This window comes from Aureimonas sp. CAS, assembly GCF_059838215.1.
In genome coordinates this window covers 2048212-2074489 of the sequence record NZ_CM187563.1, presented here as the reverse complement: position 1 = coordinate 2074489, position 26278 = coordinate 2048212, and the positions used below count along the sequence as shown (strand labels likewise).

Sequence of the window (26278 nt, the reverse complement as noted above, 5' to 3'; positions counted from 1 at the left end):
TGCTACGCGTCGGCTGGATCGACCAGTTCGAGCGAGGCCTGCGGTGGTTACGAAATGCCAGGGTTGCCAGTCCGACGAAGGGCTGGACTTCGATTTCTCGATGGCGTTCCAGCCGATCTACGACATCGCCGAGGAGCGCGTCTGGGGCTACGAGGCCCTGGTGCGCGGCATGGCCGGGGAGGGCGCCGCCGCGGTCCTGTCGCGCGTGACCGATACGACCAAGTATCGCTTCGATCAGGCCTGCCGGGTGAAGGCCCTGGAACTGGCTTCCGGACTCTTCCCGCGCGGCAGCGACCTCCGGCTCTCGATCAACTTCATGCCGAATGCGGTCTACGAGCCCGCGGCCTGCCTGAGGGCGACCCTCTCGGCCGCCGCCGAACACAAGTTCCCGCTGCGGCGCGTGATGTTCGAGTTCACCGAGAACGAGGCGATCGTCGATGCGCCCCATCTGAAGCGCATCCTGGCCGAGTACCGGCGGCGCGGCTTCATCACCGCACTGGACGATTTCGGCGCCGGCTATGCCGGTCTCGGCCTTCTGGCCGACTTCCAGCCGGACCTCATCAAGATCGACATGCATCTGGTGCGCAACATCGACACCGAGCGCGCCCGACAGATCATCGTCGCGGCCATCGTGACCATGGCGCGCGAGCTGGACGTGCAGGTTCTGGCCGAAGGCATCGAGACCGAGGCCGAGTTCATCACCCTGAAGGCGGCCGGCATCCGGCTGTTCCAGGGATACTGGTTCGCCCGCCCCGCCTTCCAGGCCCTGCCGCCGGTCGAGATCCAGTCCGCCGCAAGCGGACTGGTCGCCTGACGCGCGATCGATGACGCGACGCATCACACCCGCTCGATGATCGTCGCCGTTCCCATGCCCGCGCCGATGCAGAGCGTCACGAGGGCGGTCTGCTTGTCCTGCCGCTCCAGTTCGTCGAGCACCGTGCCGAGCACCATCGCCCCGGTCGCGCCGAGCGGATGGCCCATTGCGATGGCGCCGCCGTTGACGTTCAGCACCTCCGGGTCGATGTCGAAGGCCTGTTGGTAGCGCAGCACGACGGCCGCGAAGGCCTCGTTCAGCTCGAACAGGTCGATGTCGGACATCTGCATGCCCGAGCGCTTCAGGAGCTTCTCGGTCACGTCCACCGGGCCGGTGAGCATCAGCGCCGGATCGGAGCCGATCGAGGCGAAGGCGCGGATGCGCGCCCGCGGCTTGGCACCGACGAGAGCGCCGCCTTCCTTGGAGCCGAGAAGGACCGCCGCCGCCCCGTCCACGATGCCCGACGAATTGCCGGCGTGGTGGACGTGGACGACGCCTTCGAGCTCGGGATGGGCCTGCACGGCCACCGCGTCGTAGCCGCCCATCTCGCCCATCATGGCGAAGGAGGCGTTGAGCGAGCCCAGGGACTGCATGTCGGTGGACGGGCGCATGTGCTCGTCATGGGCGAGGATCGTCAGGCCGTTCTGGTCCTTCACGGGAACCACGGACTTCTTGAAGCGCCCTTCCTCCCAGGCCTTGGCCGCACGCTTCTGCGACTGCACCGCATAGGCGTCGCAGTCGTCGCGGGTGAAGCCGTACTTGGTCGCGATGAGATCGGCCGAGACACCCTGCGGCATGAAGTAGGCGGGAATGCCGACGGAGGGGTCCATGATCCAGGCGCCGCCCGACATGCCGAGGCCGACGCGCGACATGGATTCCACGCCGCCCGCGATCACGAGATCCTCCGACCCGGCGGCGATCTTGCCGGCGGCGAGGTTCACGGCGTCGAGACCGGAAGCGCAGAAGCGCGAGATCTGCATCCCCGGCGCGGCGAAGTCGTAGCCCGCCTCGAAGGCGGACGCCTTCGGGATCACCGAACCGGCCTCGCCGACGGGATCCACGCAGCCGAAGATGATGTCGTCGACGCGCGACGTGTCGAAGCCGTTGCGCTCGCGCAGAGCCTCCAGCACCTTCGCGCCGAGCCGCACGGCCGGCACCTCGTGCAGCGATCCGTCCTTCTTGCCGCGGCCGCGCGGCGTGCGGACGTGATCGTAGATGTAGGCTTCGGTCATTTCGTCCTCCTCGAATGGGTTCGCGGGGTAGAGCGACCTTTGCGCGCCGTGCGGACGCCCAAAGGTCGCTCCACCATTTCGGATCTACGCATCCGGTTCTCCGAAATCGATACCGATCCCGGGCCGATGCTGGAGCGCGCCCGCCTCGATGTGCGCGCGCGCCGGCCGGTCGCAAGGCCTTGCGGCCGATCAGAAGATTTCGGCGTCCAGCGCCATCATGGACTCGGCACCCGACGAAATCCGGGCGAGATGCGCCGCCGTCTCGGGCATCAGGCGGTCCATGAAGAACTTCGCGGTGACGAGCTTGGCCTTGCAGAAGGCCTCGTCCGCGCCGCCCTCGGCGAGCTTGGCGTTGGCCGCCTTGGCGGAGAGGGCCGACATGTAGCCGAGCGCGACGAGGCCGAAGAGGTGCATGTAGTCGGTGGAGGCCGCGCCGGCATTGTCGGGCTTGGCCATCGCGTTTTGCATCAGCCACATCGTCGCCTGCTGAAGGTCGTTCAGCCCCTTCTTCAGGCCCTTGGTGTAGGGCGCCATCGCCTCGTCGGCGCGGTTCTCCTCGGCGAACTTGCCGACCTCGGCGAAGAAGGCCTGGATCGCGCGTCCGCCGTTCAGCGCCAGCTTGCGGCCGACGAGATCGAGCGCCTGGATGCCGTTCGCGCCTTCGTAGATCTGCGCGATGCGGGCGTCGCGCACGAACTGCTCCATGCCCCATTCGGCGATGTAGCCGTGGCCGCCATAGACCTGCTGCGCCATGACGGCGTTCTCGAAGCCCTTGTCGGTGAGAACGCCCTTGATGACGGGGGTGAGCAGGCCCATCCAGTCGTCCGCGGCTTGGCGCTCCTTCTCGTCCTCGGCCACATGGCTGAGGTCGCCCTTCATCGCCGTGTAGAGGACGAGCGCGCGGCCGGCCTCGTTGATCGCGCGGATCGTCATCAGCATGCGGCGCACGTCCGGATGGACGATCAGCGGGTCGGCCGGCTTGTCCTTGGCCTTCGGGCCGGACAGCGAACGGCCCTGGATGCGGTCCTTCGCGTAGGTGACGGCGTTCTGATAGGCGATCTCGGAGATGGCGAGGCCCTGGATGCCGACGCCGAGCCGCGCCTCGTTCATCATCGTGAACATGGCACGCAGGCCCTTGTGCTCCTCTCCGATGAGGTAGCCGGTCGCCTCGTCGTAGTTCATGACGCAGGTGGCGTTGCCGTGGATGCCCATCTTCTCTTCGATGGAACCGCACTTCACGCCGTTGCGCGCGCCCGGCTCGCCGGCCTCGTCGAGAACGAACTTCGGCACGATGAAGAGCGAGATGCCCTTCACGCCCTCCGGCGCCCCGTCGATGCGGGCCAGCACCAGATGAATGATGTTGTCGGACAGGTCGTGCTCGCCGGCCGAGATGAAGATCTTCTGGCCGGAGATGCGGTAGGAGCCGTCGCCCTGCGGCGTCGCGCGGGTGCGCAGGAGGCCGAGATCCGTGCCGCAATGGGGCTCGGTGAGGTTCATCGTGCCGGTCCACGATCCCTCGATCATCTTCGGCAGATAGGTCTGCTTCTGCTCGGGCGTGCCGTGCAACTGGATGGCCGCGATCGCGCCGCGCGTCAGGCCGGGATACATCGCGAAGGCCATGTTGGCCGAGGACATGAACTCGTTGACGGCCGCAGAGAGCGTATGCGGCAGGCCCTGGCCGCCATATTCCCCCTCGCAGGACAGCCCGCCCCAGCCCGCCTCGCGGAACTGGTCGTAGGCCGCCTTGAAGCCCTTCGGCGTCGTCACAGAGCCGTCCTCGGCGCGCTTGCAGCCCTCCCGGTCGCCCACCTGATTCAGCGGATGGAAGACCTCGGACGCGAACTTGCCGCCCTCCTGCAGGATGGCCTCGACCACGTCAGGGGAGGCCTCGGAGAAGCCGGGGAGATTCGAGTATCGCGACAAGCCCAGAACGTCGTTCAGGACGAAAAGGGTGTCCGCCAAGGGGGCCTGATAGGTCGGCACGATCGCTCCTCCACATGCAATCAATTGACGTTTGCGTAAACGTCACTTCTCAGACCTACCAGCCGTCTCCTGTCGATGCAAGCATGCGGAGGGCCGGAGGGGAAGGCGGGATCGGGACGAAGCGAGGGTGTCGCTCCAAAGCGTTTCGACGGTGTGAGGCCGGTCTCGCCGACCGCTCGACGCGCGCGGCGGGCGCTGTCGCCGTCCGCCTGTCGCTCAGCGGGGGCGAGCCGTAGCGCAGACGCTGTGGCGCCATTCTCGAATGAGCTGTCGGAAGCGCGGACGTTTAAGGGAGCGACAGGCGAGGAACCTCGACCGCGCCACGACTTCAAGCCGCCGGACTCACGCCTCGAATGCGGACACCGAGGACGGGCGTCAGTCCTTCAGGGCTTCGAGCTGACGCTTCACCACGGCGAGCGAGACGTCCATCGCGTGCAGTGCCCGCTCGATCTCCTCCTGCTGGCCGAGGAGGACCTTCCGTTGTTCGGTCATGCGATCGAGCGCGACTTCCAGCTGGCGCCGCTCGCCGCCCGGCTGATCGTAGACGTCGATGATCTGCTTGGCTTCCGTCAGCGAGAAGCCGAGCACCTTCGCGAGCTGGATGAGGCGCAGGCGCGCCCGGTCGCGGCGCGAGTAGATCCGCGTGGTGCCGCGGCGCTCCGGCGTCAGAAGGCCGCGATCCTCGTAGAAGCGCAGGGTCCGGAGCGTCAAGTCGAACTCGCGGGCGAGGTCGCTGATCCGGTAGGACGACTTCTGGTCGTTCCCGCCGGTCTCCAGCCCCAGAAGGCGATCGATCTCGTTCGCGATGTCGTCGGGCTCGGGATCGCGGATTTCGAGCGATGGCTTCATCAAGGCAACTTCGTCCATTCTGCGGGCAGCCGAAGGGCATGGCCGAGAATCGACCTCGCCCCTTCGGCGCTTCCAACTTGGTACCAGTATTCCGCCGTTGAGGGCGCCGCACAAGTTCGACATCGGGCCAAATCCAGCTTCGGTCCGGCTTATGTCCCTAACCGTAAACAACCGAACTCGAGCTTAGGGCGTCGTTAACCTCGAACTCGGTCGGCCTGTCGCCTGGCACGGTCGCATCAATGGCGAGGGGCACATGGTCGCATCCGAGAAGCAGGCTGGTAAGGCGGTCAGGACCGAAGCCGACATGTCGTCCGACAGGGCGATCAGCACGCTCACCCGGACGCTGGAGGATCTCGAAGCGCGCCTTGGACGTCTGTCGAAGGTCAAGCGCGAGACCCAGGTGCAACCTGTCCGCGAAGGTGAGCCGTCGGACGACTCGGCGCAGAGCGCCGCGCGCCGACGCTCCGAATCTCATTTGTCCAAGGCCTCCGATATCGCGATGGGAGCCTCCGGCACGGGCGAGGCCGCATCTCGCAGACGGCCTGCCGCCGAGCGCCGCATCGGCACGCTGGCGGGCGAAGTCGAGGCGCTGCGTCTGCAGGGTACGACGCTGGAGGCCGTCTCCGGCATCGCGGGCGACATCCAGTCCCTCAAGGCGGAGATCGCGCAGGCCATTTCCGCCTCCAGTCAGGCCGGCTTCCGGGACATCCGCGCCACGATCGAGGATCTCGGCGAGAGGATCAGCACCACCGATCAGGGCGGCGCCGTCGCCGACCAGCTCGCTTCGCTCATGCGGCGCCTGAGCGAGATGCAGGCCGGCGGAAGCGATGTGGGCGCCCTTGCGGCCCTTCGCTCCGATCTCGAGCGCATCTCGGCCCTGGCCGCCGAGGCGGCGCGCGAGGAGACCGTGGCTTCGGCGGCCAAGCGCTGGGAGGATTTCGAGGCACGGCTCGAGGCGCATGTCGAGCTGGACGGCGCGGCGCGGCGCAACCTTCAGGGCGAGCTGGAGCGGCTGCGGCAGGTGGTCCGTTCGCTCGCGACCGAAGAGCAGGTCCGGGCGGTCGAGAAGCGCTGGGACGAGTTCGAGGCCCGGCATTTCGAAACGCTGCGCGCCCAGCAGGACGGCGAACTGGGGGAGGTTCTGCGCGGCGAGCTGGATCGGCTCGGCGAGCGCATCGAGGCCCTGGCTCGGGTGCAGGCCGCGACACGCGAGGGCGAGGCGCAGCAGCGCGACGAGCGCGGAGCCGCCGATGCCCGCATCGCAGAAATCCTCAGCCGCCTGACCGTCCGTTTCGAAGAGCTCGAGGACGCGTTCCTCGACCTTCCCGCCATCCTCGGCGTCAGCCGGTTGGAGGAGCGGCTGCAGTCCCTTTCGGACGGCGTGGCGCAGATGCTGGAACAGCAGCGCGGCCCGGAGCTCGACCACTTCCTCATTCTAGAAGAGCGCCTCGACGAGATTTCCGACGCGATCGTCGCATCTTCCCTCCAGGCGCAGCCGACCATCGACATGGGGCCGGTGGAGCGCATCGAGGCACGCGTCGCCGATCTCGCCGCGCGCCTGGATCGCATGGCGGTCTCCGGGGACACGGACGCCCTGTCCGAGCGGATCGCCGAGCTGTCGGCCCGCATCGAGGCCCTGGCCTCGGCGCAGGGCGGCGACGATCTGGACGAACGTCTGGAAGACTTCTCGGTGCGGATCGAGACGGCACTGTCGCGGATCGAGGCGCCGCAGGCCGCGGCCGTCGAGTTCGAGGAGCGCCTTTCGGCCCTCGCCGAAAGGCTGGAGGCGGTGGCGACCGCGCGTGTGGACGACGATCTCCTGCGCTCCCTTCAGGCGCAGATCGAAGGGCTCGGCGCGCAGCTGTCGAGCCGGGCGCCGGTCGGTGGCGCGCCGGCCGACGACGAGCTCGCCGAGCGCCTGTCCGCGATCGAACGGCGGATCGAGGAGAACCGGGCCGACGTGATGGCGGCGGCGCGGGCCGCGGCCGACGAGGCCGTCCGCCTGTTGCGAGAGGACGGCGAGAGCCGCGACGGCGAGCATGTGCGCGATCTTTCCGAGGATCTGCGCAGCCTCGAAGCCCTGTGCCGCGAGACCGACGATCGTTCCATCCGCGTCTTCGAAGCGGTTCACGCGACGCTGGTGAAGATCGCCGACCGCCTGACGACGATCGAGGGCGAGATCCGCGACGGGGCGGAGCGTGCCGTCGTAGCCGCTCCCGCTCCCGAGCCGTCCGCGACGCCGGTCGCTCCGATGCCGGCGCTCGAAGCGGTCGCGTCCGGCGAGCCGGTTCCCGAAGTGGAGGAGGCGCCGCGCCGCGGCCTTCGCGCCGCCATCGCGCGCCATCTGGGGCGCGGGCCGCGCGAAGAGGCCGTGAAGGCCGAGCCCGTTCTCGATCCCGTCGCCCCGGACGCCCCGATGGCGGAGGTCCAGACCGCCCGCGCCTCGATCGCCGACGCTCCGCCGCTGGACGCTGAGGACAGCATCCTGTCCCGCGAGGCGAACCGGCCTCTGGAGCCGGGATCGGGCGCACCCGACATCGCTTCGCTGATCGAGCGCGTCCGCGCCCAGCACCAGCGGGCGGGCGCCGCCACCGATCCGGCGGCCAAGGCCGATTTCATAGCCGCGGCGCGCAAGGCCGCGCTGGCGGCCGCCGCCGAGGCGGAAAGCCTGCGCCGCGACGTCGCCGAGGACGGCGCCGGGCGCGACGTCGACAGCGCCCGCAGGGGCCGCCACCGCAAGCCCGTGCTGATGGCGGTGGGCGCGGTGCTTCTCGCCCTCACGGCCATTCCGCTCGGCCGCATGGTCATCGACCACCTTCCGGCGGAGGATTCGACCGGGACCGAGCGCGTCGCAGCCGGTGCGGCCGAGCCCGTTTCGGCCACCGCCATCGCGGCCGCCGAACCGGAAGCGGCCTCGCCGTCGGAACAGGCCGAGGCTGCCATCGTGAAGGAGGGCCCGGACATCGCTCTGCCGACGCGATCCGCGCTGCCTTCGCCGACCACCGGCTCTTCCAGAACGCTCGCGGCGGTCCGGTCGAGCGATGCGGCGAACCCGCCGAGCATCGCGGCGCTGGCGGCCGAACGCGCGTCCGGCTCGGTGGACAGTTCGGTCCAGACCGCAAGCCTCGCCTCGCGGACGCAGCCCGCCGTCATGGCTTCGCCGGAGCAGGACCCGGCGGCCGATGCCGAAGCCGTTCGCATGGCCGAGGAGACGGCTCCGGCAGGGCGGTCCGACCCGGAACTGATCGAAAGGGCCTTGTCGCGCCTTCCGGTCGCCGCGCAGGGCGATTTGCCGTCCACGCCCTCCGCGATCGGGCCGACCGCGCTCGTCGCGGCGTCGGATGCGGGCGACCCGCGCGCCATCTTCGAGATCGGCCTGCGGCTGATGGAGGGGCGCGGCGGCGAAGGACGAACCGGCGAAGCGCTGGTCTGGTTCGCTCACTCCGCCAAGCTCGGCTATGCGCCCGCGCAGTACAGCCTCGGGACGCTCTTCGAGAAGGGCAACGGCGTCGAGCGCGACACCGTGGCGGCACGCGACTGGTACACGCTTGCGGCGAACCAGGGGAACGTGCGCGCCATGCACAATCTCGCGGTTCTCTACGCGACCGGCATCGAGGGCGTGTCGCAGCCCGAGACGGCGGCCGAATGGTTCACCCGCGCGGCCGAGCACGGCATGCGCGATTCCCAGTACAATCTGGGCATCCTCCATGCGCGCGGGGCCGGCGTGCCGCAGGATTTCGCCCAGTCCTACAAATGGTTCTCCATCGTCGGCCAGAGCGGCGACAGCGACGCCATCGAGAAGCGCGACGAAGTCGCCAAGACGCTGAGCGCTGACGAGATCGCCGTGCTCGACGCCGAGGTCGAAGCCTGGACGCCGACCGCGCGCATCGAATCGGCGAACTCCGTCGACGTGCCGGCCTCCTGGTCGGAGGAGGCCGAGCAGACGGCCTCCGTCGACATGAAGCGCGCGGTGCGCAACGTTCAGGCGATCCTCATCAAGCTCGGCTTCGACCCCGGCGCGCCGGACGGGGTGATCGGAGAGCGGACCACGCAGGCCGTGCGGGCCTTCCAGGAGGAAAACGGCCTGTCGGTGACGGGCAAGGTCGACGAGGCGCTGATCCGGGAACTCCTGAAGCGCAACGTCTGAGGCTTCCCCGCACAGGCTTTCGCAACGCCGTTCGGCGGGGCGCGGGAGCGCATCGGACACAGAGGATCGGAAAGCGCCGCGAAAGGCGCTTTCCCGTTTGACTTGCTCCGGGGGGCGGGCCAAGACGGAAGGGCTTTCCACCGCCGTCTCGCGCCTCGACCAGCGGACCCGAGCCCGTGTTTCTTTACCTGCCCATCGCCGAGATGTCGGTGAACGTCTTCGTTCTGATCGGCATGGGTGCGGCGGTCGGCTTCCTCTCGGGCCTTTTCGGGGTCGGGGGCGGCTTCCTGATCACGCCGCTCCTCATCTTCTACAACATCCCGCCGGCCATCGCGGTCGCCACCGGCGCCAACCAGGTCATCGCCTCGTCCTTCTCGGGCGCGCTGGCGCATTTCAAGCGCGGCACCGTGGACATGAAGCTCGCGCTCCTGCTCCTGGCGGGCGGCGTCTTCGGTTCGGGCATCGGCGTCTGGCTCTTCACCATCCTGCGGCGCTTCGGTCAGCTCGATCTGGTCGTCTCGCTGCTCTACGTCTTCATGCTGGGCACCGTCGGCGGGCTGATGCTGGTCGAGAGCGTCCGGGCCATGCGGCGGGTGAGGGCGGGCGGCTCCGGCGAGCCGAGGCGTCCCGGGCATCACAACTGGATCCACCGCCTGCCGCTGAAGGTCCGCTTCCAGCGGTCCAAGCTCTACGTCTCGGCCATTCCGGTTCTCGGGCTCGGCTTCTTCATCGGCCTCCTGGCCTCGCTGATGGGCGTCGGCGGCGGCTTCATCATGGTCCCGGCCATGATCTACCTCCTGCGCGTGCCGACGCAGGTCGTCGTCGGCACGTCGCTCGTCCAGATCATGTTCACGGCCGCCGCCACCACGATCCTGCAGGCGGCGACGAACGAGACCGTCGACGTGCTTCTGGCGCTGCTCCTGATGATCGGCGGCGTGCTCGGCGCGCAGCTCGGCGCCGAGGCGGGTCGCAAGCTGCGCGGCGACCAGCTGCGGGCGCTTCTTTCGCTGCTCGTGCTCTCGGTCGCCGGCCGTCTCTTCTTCGAACTCGTGGTCACGCCGGACGAGCTCTTCTCCATCACCGCCTATGGTTCGGGAGAGCTGCTGTGAGGGGCGCCCGGCTTCTTCGCGGCGTGTTCCTGGGTCTGGCGCTCGCCCTGTCGGTCCTGCCCGCCCGGGCGCAGACCGAGACGTTCGAAATCGGCCTGTCGACGGATTCGCTGGCGGTCGGCACGAATTTCGCCGGCGCCCAGCTCGTCGTCTTCGGCGTTCTGGAGAACGCCGACCAGCGCACGCTGCGGCAGGGACGCTACGACATCGTGGTCGTCCTCGAAGGGCCGCTGCGTCCGGTCGTTGTCCGCGAACGGGAACGCTTTCTCGGCATCTGGATCAACCGGGGCGCCGAGCGCTTCGACGCTGTGCCCGAATCCTATTCGCTCTCGGCGACGCGTCCCTTGCGCGACATCGCCACCCGCGAGCGCATGCAGCAGCTCTCGCTCGGCGCGGCCAACCTGCCGTTCTCGCGCGAGCAGGGCGATCCCGAACGGCAGGAGTACGGCGCCGCTCTCCTGCGCCTGCGTCGCGAAACCGGTCTCTATGCCGATTCGATCGGCTCGATCGAGTTCGTCTCGGGCACCCTGTTCCGGGCCTCGCTGGTGCTGCCGCCCGACATTCCGGTCGGCCGCCACACGGTCCGCGCCTTCCTGTTTCGCGAAGGGACCTTCATCCACGGGCGGACCGAGACGCTGTGGGTTCGAAAGACCGGTTTCGAGAACAGCATCTCGATCTACGCGGCCAACAACGGTCTCGCCTACGGCATCGTCGCCGTGCTGCTCGCCTTCGCCGTCGGCTGGCTCGGGCGCATCCTCTTCAAGCGGGACTGAGGTTCAGCGGCAGAGCGAGGCGAAGCCGATCGGATAGATGCCGGTCAGGCCGATGACGTAGGCGCGCGCGCTGGCGGCGGAGAACAGGCCGGCGAAGGCGCGATCGAGGACGTTCAGTCCGCCCGTCGTCACGCCGAAGGAGGGCATCACCATGCGCGTACCGTCCGTGGCGAAGCACGCACCGCGCACCGAGCGCCCGTTGCCGGACACCTTCGCCATCGGATGAAGATGCCCCGCGACCTCGCCGGGGCGCGGACGCGGGCTCGGCTCGTGCCGGAAGATCAGCGGACCGACCGTCATCTCCTCCAGCGTCTCGCCGCCCACGAAGGCGGGGGGGTCGGGATCATGATTGCCGGAGATCCACACCCATTCGCGACCGGCCATCAGCGCGGTCAGCGCCTCGCGGTTCGCCGCCGGCATGAAGGCCGCGCCGTGGCGGTCGTGAAAACTGTCCCCGAGGGAGATCACGCGGGCGGGATCGTAGCGTTCGATGGCCTGAGCCAGAAGCGCCAGCGTCGCGGCCGTGTCGTAGGGCGGCAGCATCATGCCGCGGCGCGCGAAGGCGGCGCCCTTCTCCAGATGTAGGTCGGAGACGACGAGCAGGCGCTCGGCGGGCATGAAGACGACGCCGGACGGGTCGCAGACGAGCGTCGCCCCGTTCAGGGTCGTCTCCACGCCCTCGCAATTCGTCTGGACGATCCTGCGCCTGATCGAGTTCATGAATGCCGAATCGGTCCGTTCCTGTTTCGTGCCGTTATGGCAGGGCGATCGCGGCGGATGAAGGGCACGGCCGCGTCCCGCAACCGGTTGTCGCTTGCATCGAGGCTTATCGTATCGCAATAGGGAGCCGCACAAGGACCCGCCGTCTGCGGGTGGCTATGCCGGGCGCCTATCCCTCGGCTCATTTCGCGTCCAGCCCGGCTCAGCCGGCGGCCATGCACCGCCAGAGGCGGACGCTCCTTCTGCCAAGTTCACGATGTTCAACCGATCCGAACTCCGGACCGAATGGTTCGGCAATGTCCGCGGCGATCTCCTGTCGGGGCTCGTCGTCGCGCTCGCTCTCATTCCCGAGGCGATCGCCTTTTCCATCATCGCGGGGGTGGACCCGCAGGTCGGGCTCTACGCCTCCTTCTCGATCGCCGTCCTGACGGCGATCTTCGGCGGGCGTCCGGGAATGATCTCGGCCGCGACGGCCGCCACGGCCGTCCTGATGATCACGCTCGTGCGCGATCACGGGCTGCAATATCTCCTCGCGGCCACGGTGCTGGCGGGTCTCATCCAGATCCTGGCCGGCGTGTGCCGGCTCGGGAACCTCATGCGCTTCGTCTCGCGCTCGGTGATGACCGGCTTCGTCAACGCGCTGGCGATCCTCATCTTCATGGCGCAGCTCCCCGAGCTCGTCGGCGTTCCGAACGTGACCTACGTTCTTGTCGCCGCGAGTCTCGCCATCATCTACCTGTTCCCGCGCCTGACGACCGCCGTCCCGTCGCCGCTGGTCGCCATCGTCCTCCTCACGGCGGCCGTCGTCTTCTTCGGGATCGACGTGCGGACCGTCGGCGACATGGGCCAGCTTCCCTCGACGCTGCCCGTCTTCCTCCTGCCGGAGGTGCCGCTGACCCTCGACACGCTGTTGATCGTCCTGCCCTATTCGGTGGCGATCGCGCTGGTCGGCCTGCTGGAATCGCTGATGACGGCCAACGTCGTCGACGATCTGACCGAGACCGAATCGGACAAGAACCGCGAATGCGTCGGCCAGGGCGTCGCCAACACCGTGACCGGCTTCTTCGGCGGCATGGCGGGCTGCGCGATGATCGGCCAGTCGGTCATCAACGTGACCTCGGGCGGGCGAGGGCGTCTCTCCTGCTTCCTGGCCGGCACCTACCTTCTCGTCATGATCGTCGCGCTCGGCGACCTCGTCGCCATCATCCCGATGCCGGCCCTCGTCGCCATCATGATCATGGTCTCGATCGGGACCTTCGACTGGGGCTCCCTGAAGGCGCTCGTCGTGCATCCGCGACGCTCCTCCTTCGTCATGCTCTCGGTCGTGATCCTCGTCGTCTGGACGCACAATCTGGCGATCGGCGTCTTCTTCGGCGTGCTCCTGTCCGGGCTCTTCTTCGCCTCGAAGATCGCCCAGATCTTCCGCGTCACGAGCGCGATGGAAGGCGGAACGCGCCGCTATGTCGTGGAGGGTCAGGTCTTCTTCGCCTCGGCCGAAAAGTTCGTCGGCGCCTTCGACACGAAGGAGCGCCCGGCGCGGGTCGAGATCGACGTCAGCCGAGCCCATATCTGGGACCTCACCGGCGTCGCGGCGCTGGACAAAGTGGTTCTGAAGTTCCGCCGGGCGGGCGTGCCGGTCGATGTGATCGGGCTGAACGAGGCCTCGACCACCCTGGTCGACAAGCTGACCATCCAGAACCGGAAGGACGCGCTGGAGCTCAAGGGCGGCCACTGAGACGGTCGCCGCAGCCCCCGCCAGCATCGAAGGGCCGTCCGAAAGGGCGGCCCTTCCTCGTTCAGCGGCTCGGCGGCGTTTCCCGGAGCGCCCGCAGTTCGGAGCGCAGCGCCCGCAGCTCTTCCAGGATCAGATCCTGCTCGGAGCGCATGTCCTGCCGCTCCAGGCTCGCCGCCGCGTCGTGCTCCTCCTGCATGGCCGAGACGATGATACCGATGAAGAGGTTCAGCACCGCGAAGGCGGTGGCGATGATGAAGGGGATGAAGAAGATCCAGGACAAGGGATAGACGTCCATCACGGGCCGCACGATCCCCATGGACCAGCTTTCCAGCGTCATGATCTGGAACAGCGTGTAGGCGCTGGCGGTGATCGACCCGAACCATTCGGGGAAGCTCGGGCCGAAGAGGTTCGTCGCGATGACCGAGGAGACGTAGAAGACGAGCGAGAGCAGGAGCACGACGGCACCCATGCCGGGCAGTGCCGCAAGAAGCCCGCCCACCACGCGCTTGAGCGAGGGCACGACCGAGATCAGCCGCAGCACGCGCAGGATCCTGAGCGCGCGCAGGACCGCCAGCCCCTCGGAGGCCGGTATGAGCGCGATACCCACGATGACGAAGTCGAAGACGCGCCAGGGGTCGCGGAAGAACGCGCCCCGGTAGACGAGCATGCGGGCCGCGAGTTCGACGACGAAGATCGTCAGGAACAGCCGGTCGAGGCCGAGGAGCAGCGGGCCGAAGGACGCCATCGCGCTCGCCGACGTCTCGAGGCCGATCGTGACCGCGTTGGCGATGATGACGATGGTGATGAACAGCTCGAACGGCTTCGATTCGATCAGCGACTTCAGACGATTCATCGACGGCGAACACCCCTTTCGAACGATCCCATGGCCCGTTGCATTGGCAGGGTCCGAAATCAAGGCTGACGGCGTCAGCGAAGGGCGCGCTCGATCATCTCCTGCTCCATCGCCTCCTGGAGCAGCTCGTCGCGCGCCTCGCCGTCGATGCGCTCGCGGCCCATTTCCAGCATGATCGGCACGCCGAGAGGGGACAGCTCGTCGAGGTCCTTGTGGACGATGTGGCGCTTGATGCGCGCCAGAAGGTCGGAGACGCGGCGCACGTCGAGAAGCCCGGTCGCAGCGTCCGCCCATGTGGCGCGGAGCAGGATGTGGTCCGGCTCGTGCTCGCGCAAGACGTCGTAGACGAGGTCGGAGGAGACGGTCATCTGCCGCCCGGTCTTCTCGCGGCCCGGATGCCGCTTCTGCACGAGCCCGGCGATCACCGCGCACTGGCGGAAGGTGCGCTTCAGCATCCAGGAGTCGGCCATCCAGGCTTCGAGGTCGTCGCCCAGCATGTCCTCGTCGAAGAGCTGGTCCAGCGAGAGCTTACCTGAGGCGATCATCGCGCCCATGTCGCCGCGCCCCCAGACCGACAGCGCGTAGTCGTTCGCCATGAAGCCGAGAGGCTTGGCGCGTGCCCGCTCCAGGCGGCGGGTCAGCAGCATGCCCAGCGTCTGGTGCGCGAGCCGCCCTTCGAAGGGATAGGCGATCATGAAGAAGCGCGAGCCGTTCGGGAAGGTCTCGACGAGGAGGTCGTTCGGCCCCGGGATGATGGATTTGCGCTTCTGGATCCGCAGCCAGTCGCCGACCTGCGCGGGCAGGGCGCCCCAGCGCTTCGGATCGGCCAGCATTTCGCGCACGCGCGCCGCGAGGAAGGTCGTCAGCGGAAACTTGGTGCCGCCGTAATAGGGAATCTTGGCCTCCTCGTCGGGACCGGCCTTGGTGACGAGACATTCCATCTCGTGGATGCCCTGGAAGCGCACGACGTTGCCGCCGAACATGAAGGTGTCGCCGACGCTCAGCGTCTCGAGGAAATGCTCCTCGACCTTGCCGAGCACCGGGCCGCCGCGCGTCATCGCCGCCCGCGTCTTGGCCCGGATCAGGCGCACGTTCAGCGCTTCGGATTCGATGATCGTGCCGGCGTTCATCCGGTACTGCTGGCCGATCGAAGGGTGCGTCAGGCGCCACGTGCCGTCTTCGGTCAGGCGGATCTTGGCGTAGCGGTCGTAGACCTTCAGCGCGTAGCCGCCGGTCGCGACGAACTCGATCACCTTTGCGAAGGTCTCGCGGTCGAGGTCGCGATAGGGAGCGGCGCTGGTCACCTCCGCGTAGAGGTCGTCCGCCCGGAACGGGCCGGCCACGGCCATGCCCAGGACGTGCTGGGCGAGCACGTCCAGCGCGCCTTCGCGCAAGGGCGGCGTGTCCTGAGACCCCAGATAGTTCGCGTCGAGCGCGGCCTGGCACTCCATGATCTCGAACCGGTTGGACGGCACCAGGATCGCCTTCGACGGCTCGTCCATCCGGTGGTTGGCTCGCCCAATGCGCTGGGCGAGGCGCGAGGCGCCCTTCGGCGCGCCGACATGGATGACGAGATCGACGTCGCCCCAGTCGATGCCGAGATCGAGCGTCGAGGTCGCGACCACCGCCCGCAGTCTGTTCTCCGCCATCGCCGCCTCCACGCGGCGGCGCTGCTGCACGTCGAGCGAGCCGTGGTGGAGCCCGATCGGCAGCGTGTCTTCGTTGATGCGCCAGAGATCGGCGAACAGGAGCTCGGCGCCCGAGCGCGTGTTGACGAAGAGCAGCGTCGTGCCGTGCTCTTTGATGATCTCGTAGATCTCGGGCAGCGCATACCGCCCGCGATGGCCCTGCCAGGGAACGCGCTCGGAGCTCTTCAGGATGGTGATGTCCGGCGGCGCGCCGCCCTCCACCGTGATGAGGTCGGCCAGCGGGCGGCTGTCGGGCGTTTGCGCGACCAGCCATTCGCGCAGCTCGTCCGGGTCGGCGACGGTCGCCGAAAGGCCGATGGTCTGGAGCTCGGGCCGCAGCTTGCGCAGCCGGGCGAGGCCGAGCGCCAGGAGGTGGCCGCGCTTGGAGATGACGAGCGAGTGCAGTTCGTCGAAGACGACGTAGCGCAGATCGGAGAAGAAGCGGTCGGCGTCCTTGGCGGCGATGAGGAGCGCGAGCTGCTCGGGCGTCGTCAGGAGGATGTCCGGCGGCTTCAGCTTCTGGCGCTGGCGCTTGTGCTGCGAGGTGTCGCCGGTTCGCGTCTCCAGCTCGATGGGCAGGCCCATCTCGGAGACGGGCTTTTCCAGATTGCGGTGGATGTCGGTCGCGAGCGCCTTCAGCGGCGAGATGTAGAGCGTGTGGACGCCGCGCGGCGCCTCGCCGGGCCTTCGCTTGGCGCGCCGCGACAGATCGACCAGCGAGGGCAGGAAGCCTGCCAGCGTCTTGCCGGCGCCCGTCGGTGCGATGAGCAGCGTCGAAGCGCCGTCCTCGGCGCGGTTCAGAAGATCGAGCTGATGGGCGCGCGGGCTCCAGCCCTTCTCCGCGAACCAGCGGCGGAACGGGGCGGGCAGGGGATCGCGAGGAGGGTCTGCTTCTAGGGCGCTCACGCGGGATCAGATAGGCGCGACGAGCCGCGCGCCCAAGTCACATGGCGCGATAGCGGTCGTTTCGATGGTTGATCGCGAGGAAGATGTTCAGAACCATCGCGCCGAGCACCGAATAGGCGACGGCCGTCGGGGTCGTCACCGCGAAGGCGCAGCCGAGGATCACGACATCGACCGCGAGCTGGGTCAGACCCGCCCGCCAGCCGAACCGGTCTTGGAGATAGACCGCGAGGATGCCCACGCCGCCCGCCGACGAGCGGTGGCGGAAGAAGGCGAGAAGGCCGAAGCCCATCAGGAGGCCGGCGAGGACGGAGCCGAACAGCGGCTCGATCCGGTCGAACAGGAGGACGCGGTCGTCGAAGGCCGTCATGGCGGAGAGAAGGGCGATCGCCGCCGCGGTCTTGATCGTGAAGGCGCGCCCCATCCGGCTGGCGGCCAGGAGAAAGAACGGGAGATTCAGGAGGAAGAAGGCGAGGCCGTAGTTCCAACCGGTAGCGTAGACGACGAGGAAGGCGAGGCCCGCGACACCCCCGGTCAGAAGGCCGAGATGGGCGAGAATGGCGATGCCGAGCGCGGTCATCGCCGCGCCCGCCAGAATGCCGAAGGCGTCCTCGGCCGGCGAATGGCGCGTGGCGGTCGCCGCCCACCGCCCGAAGCGATGCGGCTTGCCGACTTCGCCGTCGATGTCGACGCTCTGGACCATTCTTCGTCTTCCCAGGATACGGAAAGATTTTGGTCTCATCGCGCACCCGGCGGAAGGCTCAGGATCGCAGGGCTGCTATGACCGAAAGGCCGGGCAGGCTTTCGCCCCGGTCCTTGCGGATGACGATGGGGCGCTCGCGCGCGACGGCAAAGCCGCTGGCAGCCAGCGTCTTCCGCAACGGCTCGGGCGCATGGGCGAAGCGGAGCGAGGGCTGGAGCATGAAGGGCTCCTTTCCTTCGTGCGTCTCCACCGTGAAGGCGAAGAGCCCGCCGGTTCGCAGACGCCGCGCGACGCTGTCGAACAGCGGACGCAGATCGCCGACATAGATCAGGACGTCGGCGGCTGTCGCCAGATCGTAGGCACCCGCCCATTCGAGCCGCGCGTCCAGGATGTCGCCAGCCGTCAAGCTGTCGTAGACGCGCTTGGCCGCCGCCTTGGCGAGCATGGAAGTGGAGAGATCGACGCCGTCGAGGCGGCCGACGAAGGGGCGAAGCCGCTCTCCCATCAGGCCCGTGCCGCAGCCGAGATCGAGCGCCGCCTCGAAGGCGAGCGGCGCACGGACGGCCGCGAGGTCCTCGGCGAGGATGTCCGGTCCGCGATAGCCGAGCTTCTCGACGAGCGAACGCTCGAAGCGCTCGGCGTAGGAATCGAACAGCGCCTCCACATAGGCGGGCGGCGCCGCATCGGGGACCGGCGCTGCGCCGAGGCGCGCGAGGGCGAGGGGCGTTCCGAAGCGCCCGTCCTCGTCGGCCTCGCTCGCGTCCTTCAGCGTGGCGATCGCCTCGTCCCGTTCGCCCGACGCTTCCTGGAAGACGGCGAGGCGGGTTCGACCGAGCGTCCAGTCCGGCGTGAGCTCCAGCGCCTGCCGCATGAGATCGGCGGCGGCGATGGCGTCGCCGTCCCGAAAACAGTCCTCGGCATAGGCGGCGCGGCGGTCAGCGAGGAGGTGACCGGAGCGGCTGGGATCGTCTGACACGCTGGAGATCGCGAAGGGAGGGGCGAGGCGCATATGAAGCCGGCGCAGGCGGCGCGCAAGCGGTATCGCTCGTCGCCTCGTCCCCCTGGCCCCGACCGCCCTATATCGTCGCGGATGCAGCGCTTCGAAGATCTCCTTCGTCCCACCCCGCAGGGCCTCTACTGCCCGCCGGGCGGCTTCTTCATCGACCCGGTGAAGCCTGTGGAGCGCGCGCTCGTCACCCACGGCCATGCGGACCACGCGCGGCCGGGGAACACAAAGGTTCTGGCGACGCGCCGCACGCTCGACATCATGGCGCTGCGCTATGGCGAGGACTTCTGCGCCGAGCGCCAGACCGCGAATTGGGGCGAGGTGACGCGGATCGGCGACGTCGCGGTGTCCTTCCATCCGGCCGGCCACGTTCTGGGCTCGGCCCAGATCCTGGTCGAATGGAACGGCATGCGGATCGTGGCGAGCGGCGACTACAAGCGCCGGGTCGATCCGACCGCCGAGCCCTTCGAGCCGGTCGCCTGCGACGTCTTCATCACTGAGGCGACCTTCGCGCTGCCGGTCTTCCGCCATCCCGAGGCACGGGAAGAGGCGGGGCGGCTCATCGCCTCGACGCGGCAGTTCCCGGAGCGCGCGCATCTCGTCGGCGCCTACGCGCTCGGCAAGGCGCAGCGCGTCATCCGGCTCCTTCGCGACGAAGGCTACGACCGGCCGATCTACATTCACGGTGCGCTCAAGAAGCTCTGCGACTTCTACGAGGGCGAGGGCATCCATCTCGGCGAATTGCGGCCCGCCACGGTGGAGCGGGGCGGCAAAGGCGACTTCGCCGGCGCGATCGTCGTCGGGCCGCCCTCGGCCTTCGCCGACCGTTGGGCGCGGCGCTTCCCCGACCCCGTGTCCTGCTTCGCCTCAGGCTGGATGCGCGTGCGCCAGCGGGCGCGCCAGCGCGGCGTGGAGCTGCCGCTCATCATCTCCGACCATTGCGACTGGGACGAACTGGTCGAGACGATCGACGAGATCGCGCCGCAGGAGGTCTGGGTGACGCACGGGCGCGAAGAGGCGCTGGTGCGCTGGTGCTCGCTGAAGGGCGTGCGGGCGCGCCCGCTCCACCTCGTCGGCTACGAGGACGAGAGCGACTGAGCGCCTCGGTTCATCGAGCCTTCGATGGCGAGATGGTCGCCGAGAACGTAGCTCGCCAGATGCCCGGCGACGTAGGTGTAGCCGGCCGCCGAGGCATGGAAGCCGTCGCGGGAGAAGCCGGCGGGCTCGACGCGGGGAATGGTGACGGCCGCGACCGCGCCGCGCTCGACGCACAGCGCCGTGCCGATGCGGCGGATCATCCTGGCGCGCAGCTCCAGGACCATGGCGAGGCCGCGCGGCAGAGCGGGCACGCGCAGCATGTCCACCGGCGGCGACCAGACGATCCGCGCGTCCGGGAACCGAGCGCGCAGCGCGTAGATGAGGCCGCCGAAGGACTTCTTGAAATGCCGGGCGCCGTGAAAGTTCTTCAGATCGTTGGTGCCGGTGGTCAGGACGATGTGCGTGTAGGGCTCGCGCGCCAGATTGGGCACGATGTGATCGCGCAGGTCGGAGGAGACCGCCGAGTTCGAGCCGATCGAGCGCCACGCGACGGCGCGGCCCGAGAGGGCGTAGAGACGCTCGGCCAGGCGCGGCGCGAGGCTCTCGCCGATGTCCTCGACCCCGACGCCGGCCGCCGAGGAATCGCCCAGGACGAGAAGCCGGATCTCCGCCTGCTCGTGCCTGGCGCCCACCGTTCCCGATGACGGGCCGGCGGGCGGCGGCATGCGCTCGATGCGCCGCCGGATGCCGATGCCCTGCCAGACATAGACCGGGAACATCAGCCAGGAGAGAAAGGCGTCCTTCACGCGAACTCCATCCAAGAGGAAGCGGGCGACCTCGAATGAGACGCCCTCGCGCTCCTCAGATGGGGATCGACCGTGCGAAACCCAGCCCGACGAGCCGCTAGAAGCGATAGCCGAGGCTTACGGCGCCGATATGACTGACGTCGATCTCGTCGCCGAAGCCGACCGAGTATTTCGCGTCGAGCGTCAGGCTTTCCGTCATCGAGACCTTGGCGCCGGCGCCGAGGATCAGGCCGCGTCCGGGCAGGTCGTCGAAGCCGGCAAGGCTCGCGCGGGCCGGGCTTCCGGCGATCGAGGAGACGATCGCGCTGTTGCCGCCGTCCGACAGAACGTCCTCGTAGCCGATGCGGCCGGTGATCTCGCCGAAGCCGGTCGAATAGGCCAGATGCAGGTTCGCGGCACCGTTCAGGATGTCGCGATCGTATCCGCCATAGACGATCCGCGCGGCCGAGCCCGTCTCGGTGAAGCCGTCCACGTCGAAATAGGCGTAGGTCAGCCCGAGCGTCGGCGTGGCGGTGAAGGCGCCGAGGCCGAAGCTCGTGCCGACCTCGGCCCCGACATTGGCCGCAAAGCCGTTGGTCGCGGGCGCGCGATGGACGAGGCCGGCGACCGCCGTTCGGCGCTGGAAGTCGTCGAAGTCGAAATGGGCGACGCCGCCGGTGAGCGTCACGAAGGCCGGGCCGTAGACGGCCGTCCCGTAGATGTCGGCCGAGAAGGACTGCGTGTCGTAGGTGAGCGCTGAGTCGCGGACCTCGCCCTGGCTGGCCGAGACGGCGCCGCCGAGAAGGAAGCCGTCCGACAGGCGATAGTCGGCGCCGAGTCGCACCGTGCCGGAGCGGTAGTCGTAGGCCGAAAGACGGCTCGAACTCTCGCGGTCGAAGGCCGCGCCTTCCAGCGAGACATAGGCGTTGCCGTAGGCCGGCGCCGCAAAGCCCGGCTCGACGATGTCCGCGCCCTGCGGGATCGCGTTGGTCGCGGCCAGGTGCCGGCGGGCGCGCTCGCGCAGCGCGTCCTCGCCCGCAAGGCGGTCGGACAGCGCGACCTCCGACATCGAAGCCGCGTCGCCCGCACGGGCACCGGCGGTCAGATGGTCGGTGACGAGACCGGCGAGCAGAGAATGGGTGCGGGCGGTCGGGTGAACGGTGTCGAAGAAGAGGAACCCGTTCTGCGTCTCGGCCGAGCCGGTCGCGCAGGACGCGACGGCGAGGCAGGCCTGCGTCGTGTTCTGGAAACCGAACCGTGCCGGATCGGCGGCGATCTCGGCGAAGAGCGGCTGAACGTCGACGAAATGCGTGTTCGTCTGGGGGTTCGCCGCGGCGACCTGCGCGACGCCCTGCGCCAGCGCCGCGTTGAACGCGTTCGTCGTCTGGCTCGCCAGTCCGGCCGTCAGTCCATTGCCCGAGAACTGGGGCGTGCTGCCGAGGTCGGGAAGGTTCAGGACGACCAGCGTGGGAGCGCCGAGGGCCGACAGGCGAGCCGCCGAAGCGGACATGTTGCCGGCCGCAGTCACGCCGGTCGGCGCGAGAATGGCGGGCGACGCCTGATTGGACTGGACGGCGACGAAGGCCCGGAAGATGTCGTTCGCGCCGCCGTAGAGCGTGACGATATCGCCTGCGCCGAACTGCCCGTCGCGGGCGGCGAAGAAGTCGATCTGGTCGGGAATGCCGGGCGGGATGAAGTCGAGATCGTCCGTTCGTGCGCCGCCGAATGCATAGTTCTGGCTGCGGTTCGGGTCGATCTGGGCCGGCAGGCCGAAGCCGGCGGCCAGGCTGGCGGCGCCCGCCCGCTGCATGGAGTCCGCGCCGCCGGCGAGCACTTCCGTGAAGACCGGACCGTTGGAGAAGCGGCCCTGGAAGTAGGGCGGCGACGCTGGCTCGGCGGGAGGATCGAACCGCCCCGTGACGGCGAAGAGATTGCCGTTGTCGCTCAGGCTGTCGCCGAACGAGATGACGCTCTGCGCGCTCGCGGGCGCCGTCAGAATGGCGGTGGCCACCGTGGCCAGCAGGATGCTGCGAAGTGAGTGCGTCATGTGTTCCCCCCGGAAAACGCCTCTTACGTTTCCGTCAGATGACGCGAGGAGAAGCGCCTGCGCAAGCGGCGGGCCACGGGCGGAGCGTCCCGCCCGAGCTTCCTGCGCCGCTTGTGCCGTTCTCGTCACAGGCCGTTCGCCGTTCAGGCCTTCAGCGCGTCCACGCCCGGCAGAGGCTTGCCCTCCATCCACTCCAGGAAGGCGCCGCCCGCCGTGGAGACGTAGGAGAAGTCCTGCGTCACGCCCGCATGGGCGAGCGCGGCGACCGTGTCGCCGCCGCCGGCCACCGAGACGAGATCGCCGCTCTGGGTGCGCTTGGCTGCGTGCCGGGCGGCCTGCACGGTCGCCTTGTCGAAGGGCGCGATCTCGAAGGCGCCGAGCGGCCCGTTCCAGACGAGCGTCTTCGCCTTGTCGATCCACTCCGCGATCATGCCGACCGTCGCCGGTCCGACGTCGAGGATCATGCCGTCCGGCGAAACGCGGTCCACCGGCAGGACTTCGTTCTCGGCGCCCGCCTTGAACTCCTTCGCGACGACCGCGTCGGCCGGAAGGAGAATGACGCAGCCGGCCTCCTGCGCGGCGGCCTGGATGGCGCGCGCGGTGTCGGCCAGATCGTGCTCGCAGAGCGACTTGCCGACGTCGCGGCCCTCGGCCGCCAGGAAGGTGTTCGCCATGCCGCCGCCGATGACGAGGCAGTCCACGCGCTTCACGAGGTTCTGGAGAAGGTCGATCTTGGTCGAGACCTTGGCGCCGCCGACGATGGCGACGACGGGCTTCTCGGGGTTGCCGAGGCCCTTCTCCAGCGCCTCCAACTCGGCCTGCATGGCGCGGCCGGCATAGGAGGGCAGATGATGCGTCAGGCCTTCGGTCGAGGCATGGGCGCGGTGGGCGGCGGAGAAGGCGTCGTTCACGAACACGTCGCCGAGAGAGGCGAGGGCGGCGACGAACGCCTCCTCGTTCTTCTCCTCCCCCGCATGGAAGCGGGTGTTTTCCAGGAGGACGACGTCACCGTCGCTCAGATTCGCGACGATCCCTTCCGCGACCGGCCCGACGCAGTCTTCGGCGAAGCCGACGGGCTTGCCGAGCTTCTCCGACAGGACTTCGGCCACCGGCTCCAGCGACTGCGACTTGTCCACCTTGCCCTTCGGTCGGCCGAAATGGGCGAGCAGGACGACGCGTCCGCCCTTCTCGGCGATCTCGCGGATGGTGGGCAGGACGCGGTCGATGCGCGTCGCGTCGGAAACCTTGCCGTCCTTCATCGGTACGTTGAGATCGACCCGCGTCAGGATGCGCTTGCCCGAAAGATCCGCGTCGTCGAGCGTCTTGAACAGCGTCATGCGAAAAACCTCACAGGCGTTTGAAAAGGTTCGGATAGTCGAGAACCAGGCCGTCCTCGTCGAGCGGCAGGTCGGCGGCGAACGAGCGGTCGCCGTTCTCGAAACGGTAGCGGCGCCCGTCGTCCAGGGCCCGGTAGAACTGAACGGCGGGCTTCGGCGCGAGATCCCCGAAGGGGACGTAGAGCACGGGAAGCGTCACCTCGCCGTCGGCGCGGGTCAAACCGAGGCGACGGATCGGCAGGGTGTTGGTGAAGGGGGTAGCCGACAGGTCGATGTCCACGCAGCCCGTCAGATCGGGCCGGTCGAACCCGTCCTCGTCGACCCAGCGGCCGGGCTCGGGGGAGGAGAGCGCCAGCCGTCCTCCGTCGCTCGGTTCGATGCGGAAGGAGAGGACGCGCCACCCGGAGTCGATCACCGCCGAGTAGGACGCGCCAAAGTCCCGACCTTCGGACGATCCGACGACCACCGATCGGACGCGGTACCCGCCTTCGGCAGGCTCGATCGTCAGATGCTCCAGTCCCTCGCCGGTCCGCGGGCGCCATCGGACGCTGCGGGACGAGGCGAGGGGCCGAAGAGCATGGGGCGTCAGCCGGCGTTGTGGAGGGCGATCGCCGTGTCCGACATGCGGTTCGAGAAGCCCCACTCGTTGTCGTACCAGGACAGGATGCGCACGAACGTGCCGTCCATCACCTTCACCTGGTCCATGGCGAAGACGGAGGAGTGCGGGTCGTGGTTGAAGTCGGTGGAGACGAGCGGCGCGTCGGTGAAGCCGAGAATGCCCTTCAGCGGACCGTTCGCGGCGTCGCGGACGAGCGTCTGGATTTCCTCGACGCTCGTGGCGCGCTTGGCGACGAACTTGAGGTCGACCACCGAGACGTTCGGGGTCGGCACGCGGATCGACGAGCCGTCGAGCTTGCCCTTCAGGTCCGGCAGGACGAGGCCGATGGCCTTGGCGGCGCCCGTGGAGGTCGGGATCATGGACAGGGCCGCCGCGCGGGCGCGGTAGAGGTCCTTGTGCATGGTGTCGAGCGTCGGCTGGTCGCCCGTGTAGGAGTGGATCGTCGTCATGAAGCCGTGCTCGATGCCGATGGCATCGTTCAGGACCTTGGCGACGGGCGCGAGGCAGTTGGTCGTGCAGGAGGCGTTGGAGACGATCTTGTCGCCGGCGCTCAGCGTCTCGTGGTTGACGCCGTAGACGATCGTCTTCTCGCTGACGGCGTTCGTCAGCGGGCCGGAGATCAGCACCTTTTTGGCGCCCGCGTCCAGATGAGCCGAAGCCTTCGCCGGATCGGTGAAGATGCCGGTGCATTCCAGCGCGACGTCGACGTTCAGTTCGCTCCAAGGCAGATTCTTCGGGTCGCGCTCGGCCGTCACGCGGATCGGCCCGCGCCCGACGTCGATCGTCTCGCCGTCGACCTTCACCTCGCCGGGGAAGCGGCCGTGGACCGAATCGTAGCGGATGAGGTGGGCGTTGGTCTCGACCGGGCCCAGATCGTTGATGCCGACCACCTCGATGTCGGTGCGCCCGGATTCGACGATGGCGCGAAGCACGTTGCGCCCGATGCGCCCGAACCCGTTGATTGCGACGCGAACTGCCATGTCTTGCCCTCCTGCTGGGTCGATCCGTCCTGTCGGCACCGCGTTCGCGCGATACCGCTTCGGGACGGGGTTCTAGCCGGTTTGGGCGGCGCGTAAAGCGGTGGAAGGGCGCTTGGGCGCCTTCAGGAAGATTTCAAACGATGCGATCGTCCGCTCGACCCTGCCCGTCTTCTCACGCGGGCGTGTAAAAGGTAGACCCACCGTCTTGGACGCGCACGGAAGAGGACGCGACTTGAGCAAGGACAACGCCTTCGGCGAAGCGTCCGATCGCCTGCAGAAGGCGCTGGAGCGCCTGGAGACGGCCGTGGAGGCGCGCCTCGACCGGGAAGGCAAGGTGCTTTCCGTCGAGGAGGAGGTCCAGCGCATGACCGCCGACCGTGGGCGTCTGGCGGGCGATCTCGACGCGGCGCTGGCGCGCGGCCTACGCCTGGAGGAGGCCAACCGCGAGGTCTCGCGCCGCCTCGTCGGGGCGATGGAGCAGATCCGCGACGTGATCGCGCGCGGCTGACGGAAGGGGACCGATGCCGCAGATCGTCGTCACCATCGATGGCAAGACCTACCGCATGGCCTGCGCGGACGGCGAGGAGGACCACCTCGTCGGCCTCGCCGCCGACCTCGACGGCCGCGTTTCGGAACTGCGCAAGGGCGTCGGGGAGATCGGCGATCTGCGCCTCCTCGTCATGGCCGCGATCATGACCGGCGACGAACTGGCCGAAACGCGCGACCGGGTCGCCGAACTGGAGGCGGAGGTCGAGGAACTGCGCGAGCGGCAGGAGACCGCCTCGCGCAGCGTCGTGTCCGGCCGGGAGGTGCTGACCGAGACGATGAACGGCGTCGCCGAAGCGATCGAGCGCATCACGGCGCGGCTTGAGGGGCGCGGCGGCCGGCTTTCCGACTGATCGTCCGGGGAACTTGCGGCGCGCTATGGCGGGCGGGGTGGCGGCACGCTATATCTGG

21 protein-coding genes and 1 other annotated feature are annotated in these 26278 nt (G+C 68.6%); of the genes, 8 read left to right on the top strand and 13 right to left on the bottom strand.

The genetic code is table 11. The annotated features are described in order from the left end of the window. The first annotated feature begins 100 nt into the window (after window positions 1-100). Complete coding sequence (locus AC6R2M_RS10035) at window positions 101-814, top strand: EAL domain-containing protein (RefSeq protein ID WP_500487555.1); 714 nt, start codon at window positions 101-103, stop codon at window positions 812-814. Between the two features lie 23 nt (window positions 815-837). On the opposite strand, the gene AC6R2M_RS10030 is transcribed toward AC6R2M_RS10035, so the two are convergent. The 3 genes from AC6R2M_RS10030 to AC6R2M_RS10020 all read right to left on the bottom strand — a co-directional run bounded on the left by AC6R2M_RS10030 (window position 838) and on the right by AC6R2M_RS10020 (window position 4878). Beyond that, the gene (locus AC6R2M_RS10030; RefSeq protein ID WP_500481711.1) at window positions 838-2046 is read right to left on the bottom strand and encodes an acetyl-CoA C-acetyltransferase; all 1209 of its coding nucleotides are present in this window, start codon (window positions 2044-2046) and stop codon (window positions 838-840) included. Window positions 2047-2235: 189 nt separating this feature from the next. Next, a complete protein-coding gene (locus tag AC6R2M_RS10025; protein ID WP_500481709.1) occupies window positions 2236-4029 on the bottom strand; it encodes an acyl-CoA dehydrogenase C-terminal domain-containing protein in 1794 nt (597 codons plus the stop codon). A 375-nt stretch (window positions 4030-4404) separates the two neighbouring features. Beyond that, window positions 4405-4878, bottom strand: coding sequence for a MerR family transcriptional regulator (locus AC6R2M_RS10020; RefSeq protein ID WP_500481707.1), 474 nt, complete (start codon window positions 4876-4878; stop codon window positions 4405-4407). Window positions 4879-5131: 253 nt separating this feature from the next. Between AC6R2M_RS10020 and AC6R2M_RS10015 the strand changes: the two genes are divergently transcribed. The 3 genes from AC6R2M_RS10015 to AC6R2M_RS10005 all read left to right on the top strand — a co-directional run bounded on the left by AC6R2M_RS10015 (window position 5132) and on the right by AC6R2M_RS10005 (window position 10907). Then, on the top strand, window positions 5132-9025 hold the full coding sequence (locus AC6R2M_RS10015) for a peptidoglycan-binding protein (protein ID WP_500481705.1): 3894 nt from the start codon (window positions 5132-5134) through the stop codon (window positions 9023-9025). Between the two features lie 176 nt (window positions 9026-9201). Beyond that, on the top strand, window positions 9202-10134 hold the full coding sequence (locus AC6R2M_RS10010) for a sulfite exporter TauE/SafE family protein (protein WP_500481703.1): 933 nt from the start codon (window positions 9202-9204) through the stop codon (window positions 10132-10134). Further along, window positions 10131-10907 (top strand): TIGR02186 family protein, encoded by a 777-nt coding sequence (locus AC6R2M_RS10005; RefSeq protein ID WP_500481701.1) that lies wholly within the window; start codon window positions 10131-10133, stop codon window positions 10905-10907. The genes AC6R2M_RS10010 and AC6R2M_RS10005 overlap by 4 nt, the downstream gene beginning before the upstream one ends. Before the next feature lie 3 nt (window positions 10908-10910). Here the strand turns inward: AC6R2M_RS10005 and pdeM are convergent, their stop codons facing one another. After that, on the bottom strand, window positions 10911-11627 hold the full coding sequence (gene pdeM, locus AC6R2M_RS10000; protein WP_500481699.1) for a ligase-associated DNA damage response endonuclease PdeM: 717 nt from the start codon (window positions 11625-11627) through the stop codon (window positions 10911-10913). Window positions 11628-11759: 132 nt separating this feature from the next. Continuing rightward, window positions 11760-11813 (top strand) — a sequence feature (sul1 is cis-regulatory element that is thought to sense ions involved in sulfur or methionine metabolism; They are found in Alphaproteobacteria). 70 nt (window positions 11814-11883) lie between these two features. Here pdeM and AC6R2M_RS09995 point away from each other — a divergent pair. Further along, complete coding sequence (locus tag AC6R2M_RS09995; RefSeq protein WP_500481697.1) at window positions 11884-13362, top strand: SulP family inorganic anion transporter; 1479 nt, start codon at window positions 11884-11886, stop codon at window positions 13360-13362. Window positions 13363-13423: 61 nt separating this feature from the next. Here AC6R2M_RS09995 and AC6R2M_RS09990 read toward each other — a convergent pair whose 3' ends face one another. The 4 genes from AC6R2M_RS09990 to AC6R2M_RS09975 all read right to left on the bottom strand — a co-directional run bounded on the left by AC6R2M_RS09990 (window position 13424) and on the right by AC6R2M_RS09975 (window position 18485). Then, window positions 13424-14215, bottom strand: coding sequence for an ion transporter (locus AC6R2M_RS09990; protein ID WP_500481695.1), 792 nt, complete (start codon window positions 14213-14215; stop codon window positions 13424-13426). A gap of 74 nt (window positions 14216-14289) precedes the next feature. Continuing rightward, window positions 14290-16809 (bottom strand): ligase-associated DNA damage response DEXH box helicase, encoded by a 2520-nt coding sequence (locus tag AC6R2M_RS09985; RefSeq protein ID WP_500481693.1) that lies wholly within the window; start codon window positions 16807-16809, stop codon window positions 14290-14292. Window positions 16810-16846: 37 nt separating this feature from the next. After that, window positions 16847-17509 (bottom strand): YitT family protein, encoded by a 663-nt coding sequence (locus tag AC6R2M_RS09980; protein WP_500481691.1) that lies wholly within the window; start codon window positions 17507-17509, stop codon window positions 16847-16849. Between the two features lie 58 nt (window positions 17510-17567). Next, window positions 17568-18485 carry a class I SAM-dependent DNA methyltransferase gene (locus tag AC6R2M_RS09975; protein WP_500481689.1) on the bottom strand — a complete coding sequence of 306 codons (918 nt, stop codon included), beginning with the start codon at window positions 18483-18485 and terminating at the stop codon, window positions 17568-17570. Window positions 18486-18599: 114 nt separating this feature from the next. Here AC6R2M_RS09975 and AC6R2M_RS09970 point away from each other — a divergent pair, with 114 nt between their 5' ends. Next, on the top strand, window positions 18600-19613 hold the full coding sequence (locus tag AC6R2M_RS09970; protein WP_500481687.1) for a ligase-associated DNA damage response exonuclease: 1014 nt from the start codon (window positions 18600-18602) through the stop codon (window positions 19611-19613). Here AC6R2M_RS09970 and AC6R2M_RS09965 read toward each other — a convergent pair. The 5 genes from AC6R2M_RS09965 to gap form a co-directional block, all read right to left on the bottom strand. Then, on the bottom strand, window positions 19592-20359 hold the full coding sequence (locus AC6R2M_RS09965; protein ID WP_500481685.1) for an SGNH/GDSL hydrolase family protein: 768 nt from the start codon (window positions 20357-20359) through the stop codon (window positions 19592-19594). The genes AC6R2M_RS09970 and AC6R2M_RS09965 overlap by 22 nt on opposite strands. 97 nt (window positions 20360-20456) lie before the next feature. Further along, window positions 20457-22385: an autotransporter domain-containing protein gene (locus AC6R2M_RS09960; RefSeq protein ID WP_500481683.1), complete on the bottom strand. Its 1929-nt coding sequence runs from the start codon at window positions 22383-22385 to the stop codon at window positions 20457-20459. Window positions 22386-22528: 143 nt separating this feature from the next. Then, complete coding sequence (locus tag AC6R2M_RS09955) at window positions 22529-23722, bottom strand: phosphoglycerate kinase (protein ID WP_500481681.1); 1194 nt, start codon at window positions 23720-23722, stop codon at window positions 22529-22531. A 10-nt stretch (window positions 23723-23732) separates the two neighbouring features. Beyond that, window positions 23733-24311, bottom strand: a complete 579-nt coding sequence (locus tag AC6R2M_RS09950) for a putative glycolipid-binding domain-containing protein (RefSeq protein ID WP_500487554.1) — start codon at window positions 24309-24311, stop codon at window positions 23733-23735. Continuing rightward, window positions 24308-25321 (bottom strand): type I glyceraldehyde-3-phosphate dehydrogenase, encoded by a 1014-nt coding sequence (gap, locus tag AC6R2M_RS09945; RefSeq protein ID WP_500481679.1) that lies wholly within the window; start codon window positions 25319-25321, stop codon window positions 24308-24310. Before gap ends, AC6R2M_RS09950 begins: the two co-directional genes overlap by 4 nt. Window positions 25322-25553: 232 nt before the next feature. On the opposite strand from gap, the gene AC6R2M_RS09940 reads away from it, so the two are divergent. Next, window positions 25554-25829, top strand: a complete 276-nt coding sequence (locus AC6R2M_RS09940; protein ID WP_500481677.1) for a DUF4164 domain-containing protein — start codon at window positions 25554-25556, stop codon at window positions 25827-25829. A gap of 13 nt (window positions 25830-25842) precedes the next feature. Further along, window positions 25843-26220 carry a cell division protein ZapA gene (locus AC6R2M_RS09935; RefSeq protein ID WP_500481675.1) on the top strand — a complete coding sequence of 126 codons (378 nt, stop codon included), beginning with the start codon at window positions 25843-25845 and terminating at the stop codon, window positions 26218-26220. The last annotated feature ends 58 nt before the right edge of the window (window positions 26221-26278 follow it).

What these genes read in the sequence shown, in the direction of transcription:
- AC6R2M_RS09960 (WP_500481683.1), bottom strand. Translation starts at nt 22,385, where the DNA reads ATGACGCACTCACTTCGCAGCATCCTGCTGGCCACGGTGGCCACCGCC.
- AC6R2M_RS09955 (WP_500481681.1), bottom strand. Translation starts at nt 23,722, where the DNA reads ATGACGCTGTTCAAGACGCTCGACGACGCGGATCTTTCGGGCAAGCGC.
- AC6R2M_RS09980 (WP_500481691.1), bottom strand. Translation starts at nt 17,509, where the DNA reads ATGGTCCAGAGCGTCGACATCGACGGCGAAGTCGGCAAGCCGCATCGC.
- AC6R2M_RS10030 (WP_500481711.1), bottom strand. Translation starts at nt 2,046, where the DNA reads ATGACCGAAGCCTACATCTACGATCACGTCCGCACGCCGCGCGGCCGC.
- AC6R2M_RS09935 (WP_500481675.1), top strand. Translation starts at nt 25,843, where the DNA reads ATGCCGCAGATCGTCGTCACCATCGATGGCAAGACCTACCGCATGGCC.
- gap (WP_500481679.1), bottom strand. Translation starts at nt 25,321, where the DNA reads ATGGCAGTTCGCGTCGCAATCAACGGGTTCGGGCGCATCGGGCGCAAC.
- AC6R2M_RS10015 (WP_500481705.1), top strand. Translation starts at nt 5,132, where the DNA reads ATGGTCGCATCCGAGAAGCAGGCTGGTAAGGCGGTCAGGACCGAAGCC.
- AC6R2M_RS09970 (WP_500481687.1), top strand. Translation starts at nt 18,600, where the DNA reads ATGCAGCGCTTCGAAGATCTCCTTCGTCCCACCCCGCAGGGCCTCTAC.
- AC6R2M_RS10035 (WP_500487555.1), top strand. Translation starts at nt 101, where the DNA reads ATGGCGTTCCAGCCGATCTACGACATCGCCGAGGAGCGCGTCTGGGGC.
- AC6R2M_RS09995 (WP_500481697.1), top strand. Translation starts at nt 11,884, where the DNA reads ATGTTCAACCGATCCGAACTCCGGACCGAATGGTTCGGCAATGTCCGC.
- AC6R2M_RS09990 (WP_500481695.1), bottom strand. Translation starts at nt 14,215, where the DNA reads ATGAATCGTCTGAAGTCGCTGATCGAATCGAAGCCGTTCGAGCTGTTC.
- pdeM (WP_500481699.1), bottom strand. Translation starts at nt 11,627, where the DNA reads ATGAACTCGATCAGGCGCAGGATCGTCCAGACGAATTGCGAGGGCGTG.
- AC6R2M_RS10020 (WP_500481707.1), bottom strand. Translation starts at nt 4,878, where the DNA reads ATGAAGCCATCGCTCGAAATCCGCGATCCCGAGCCCGACGACATCGCG.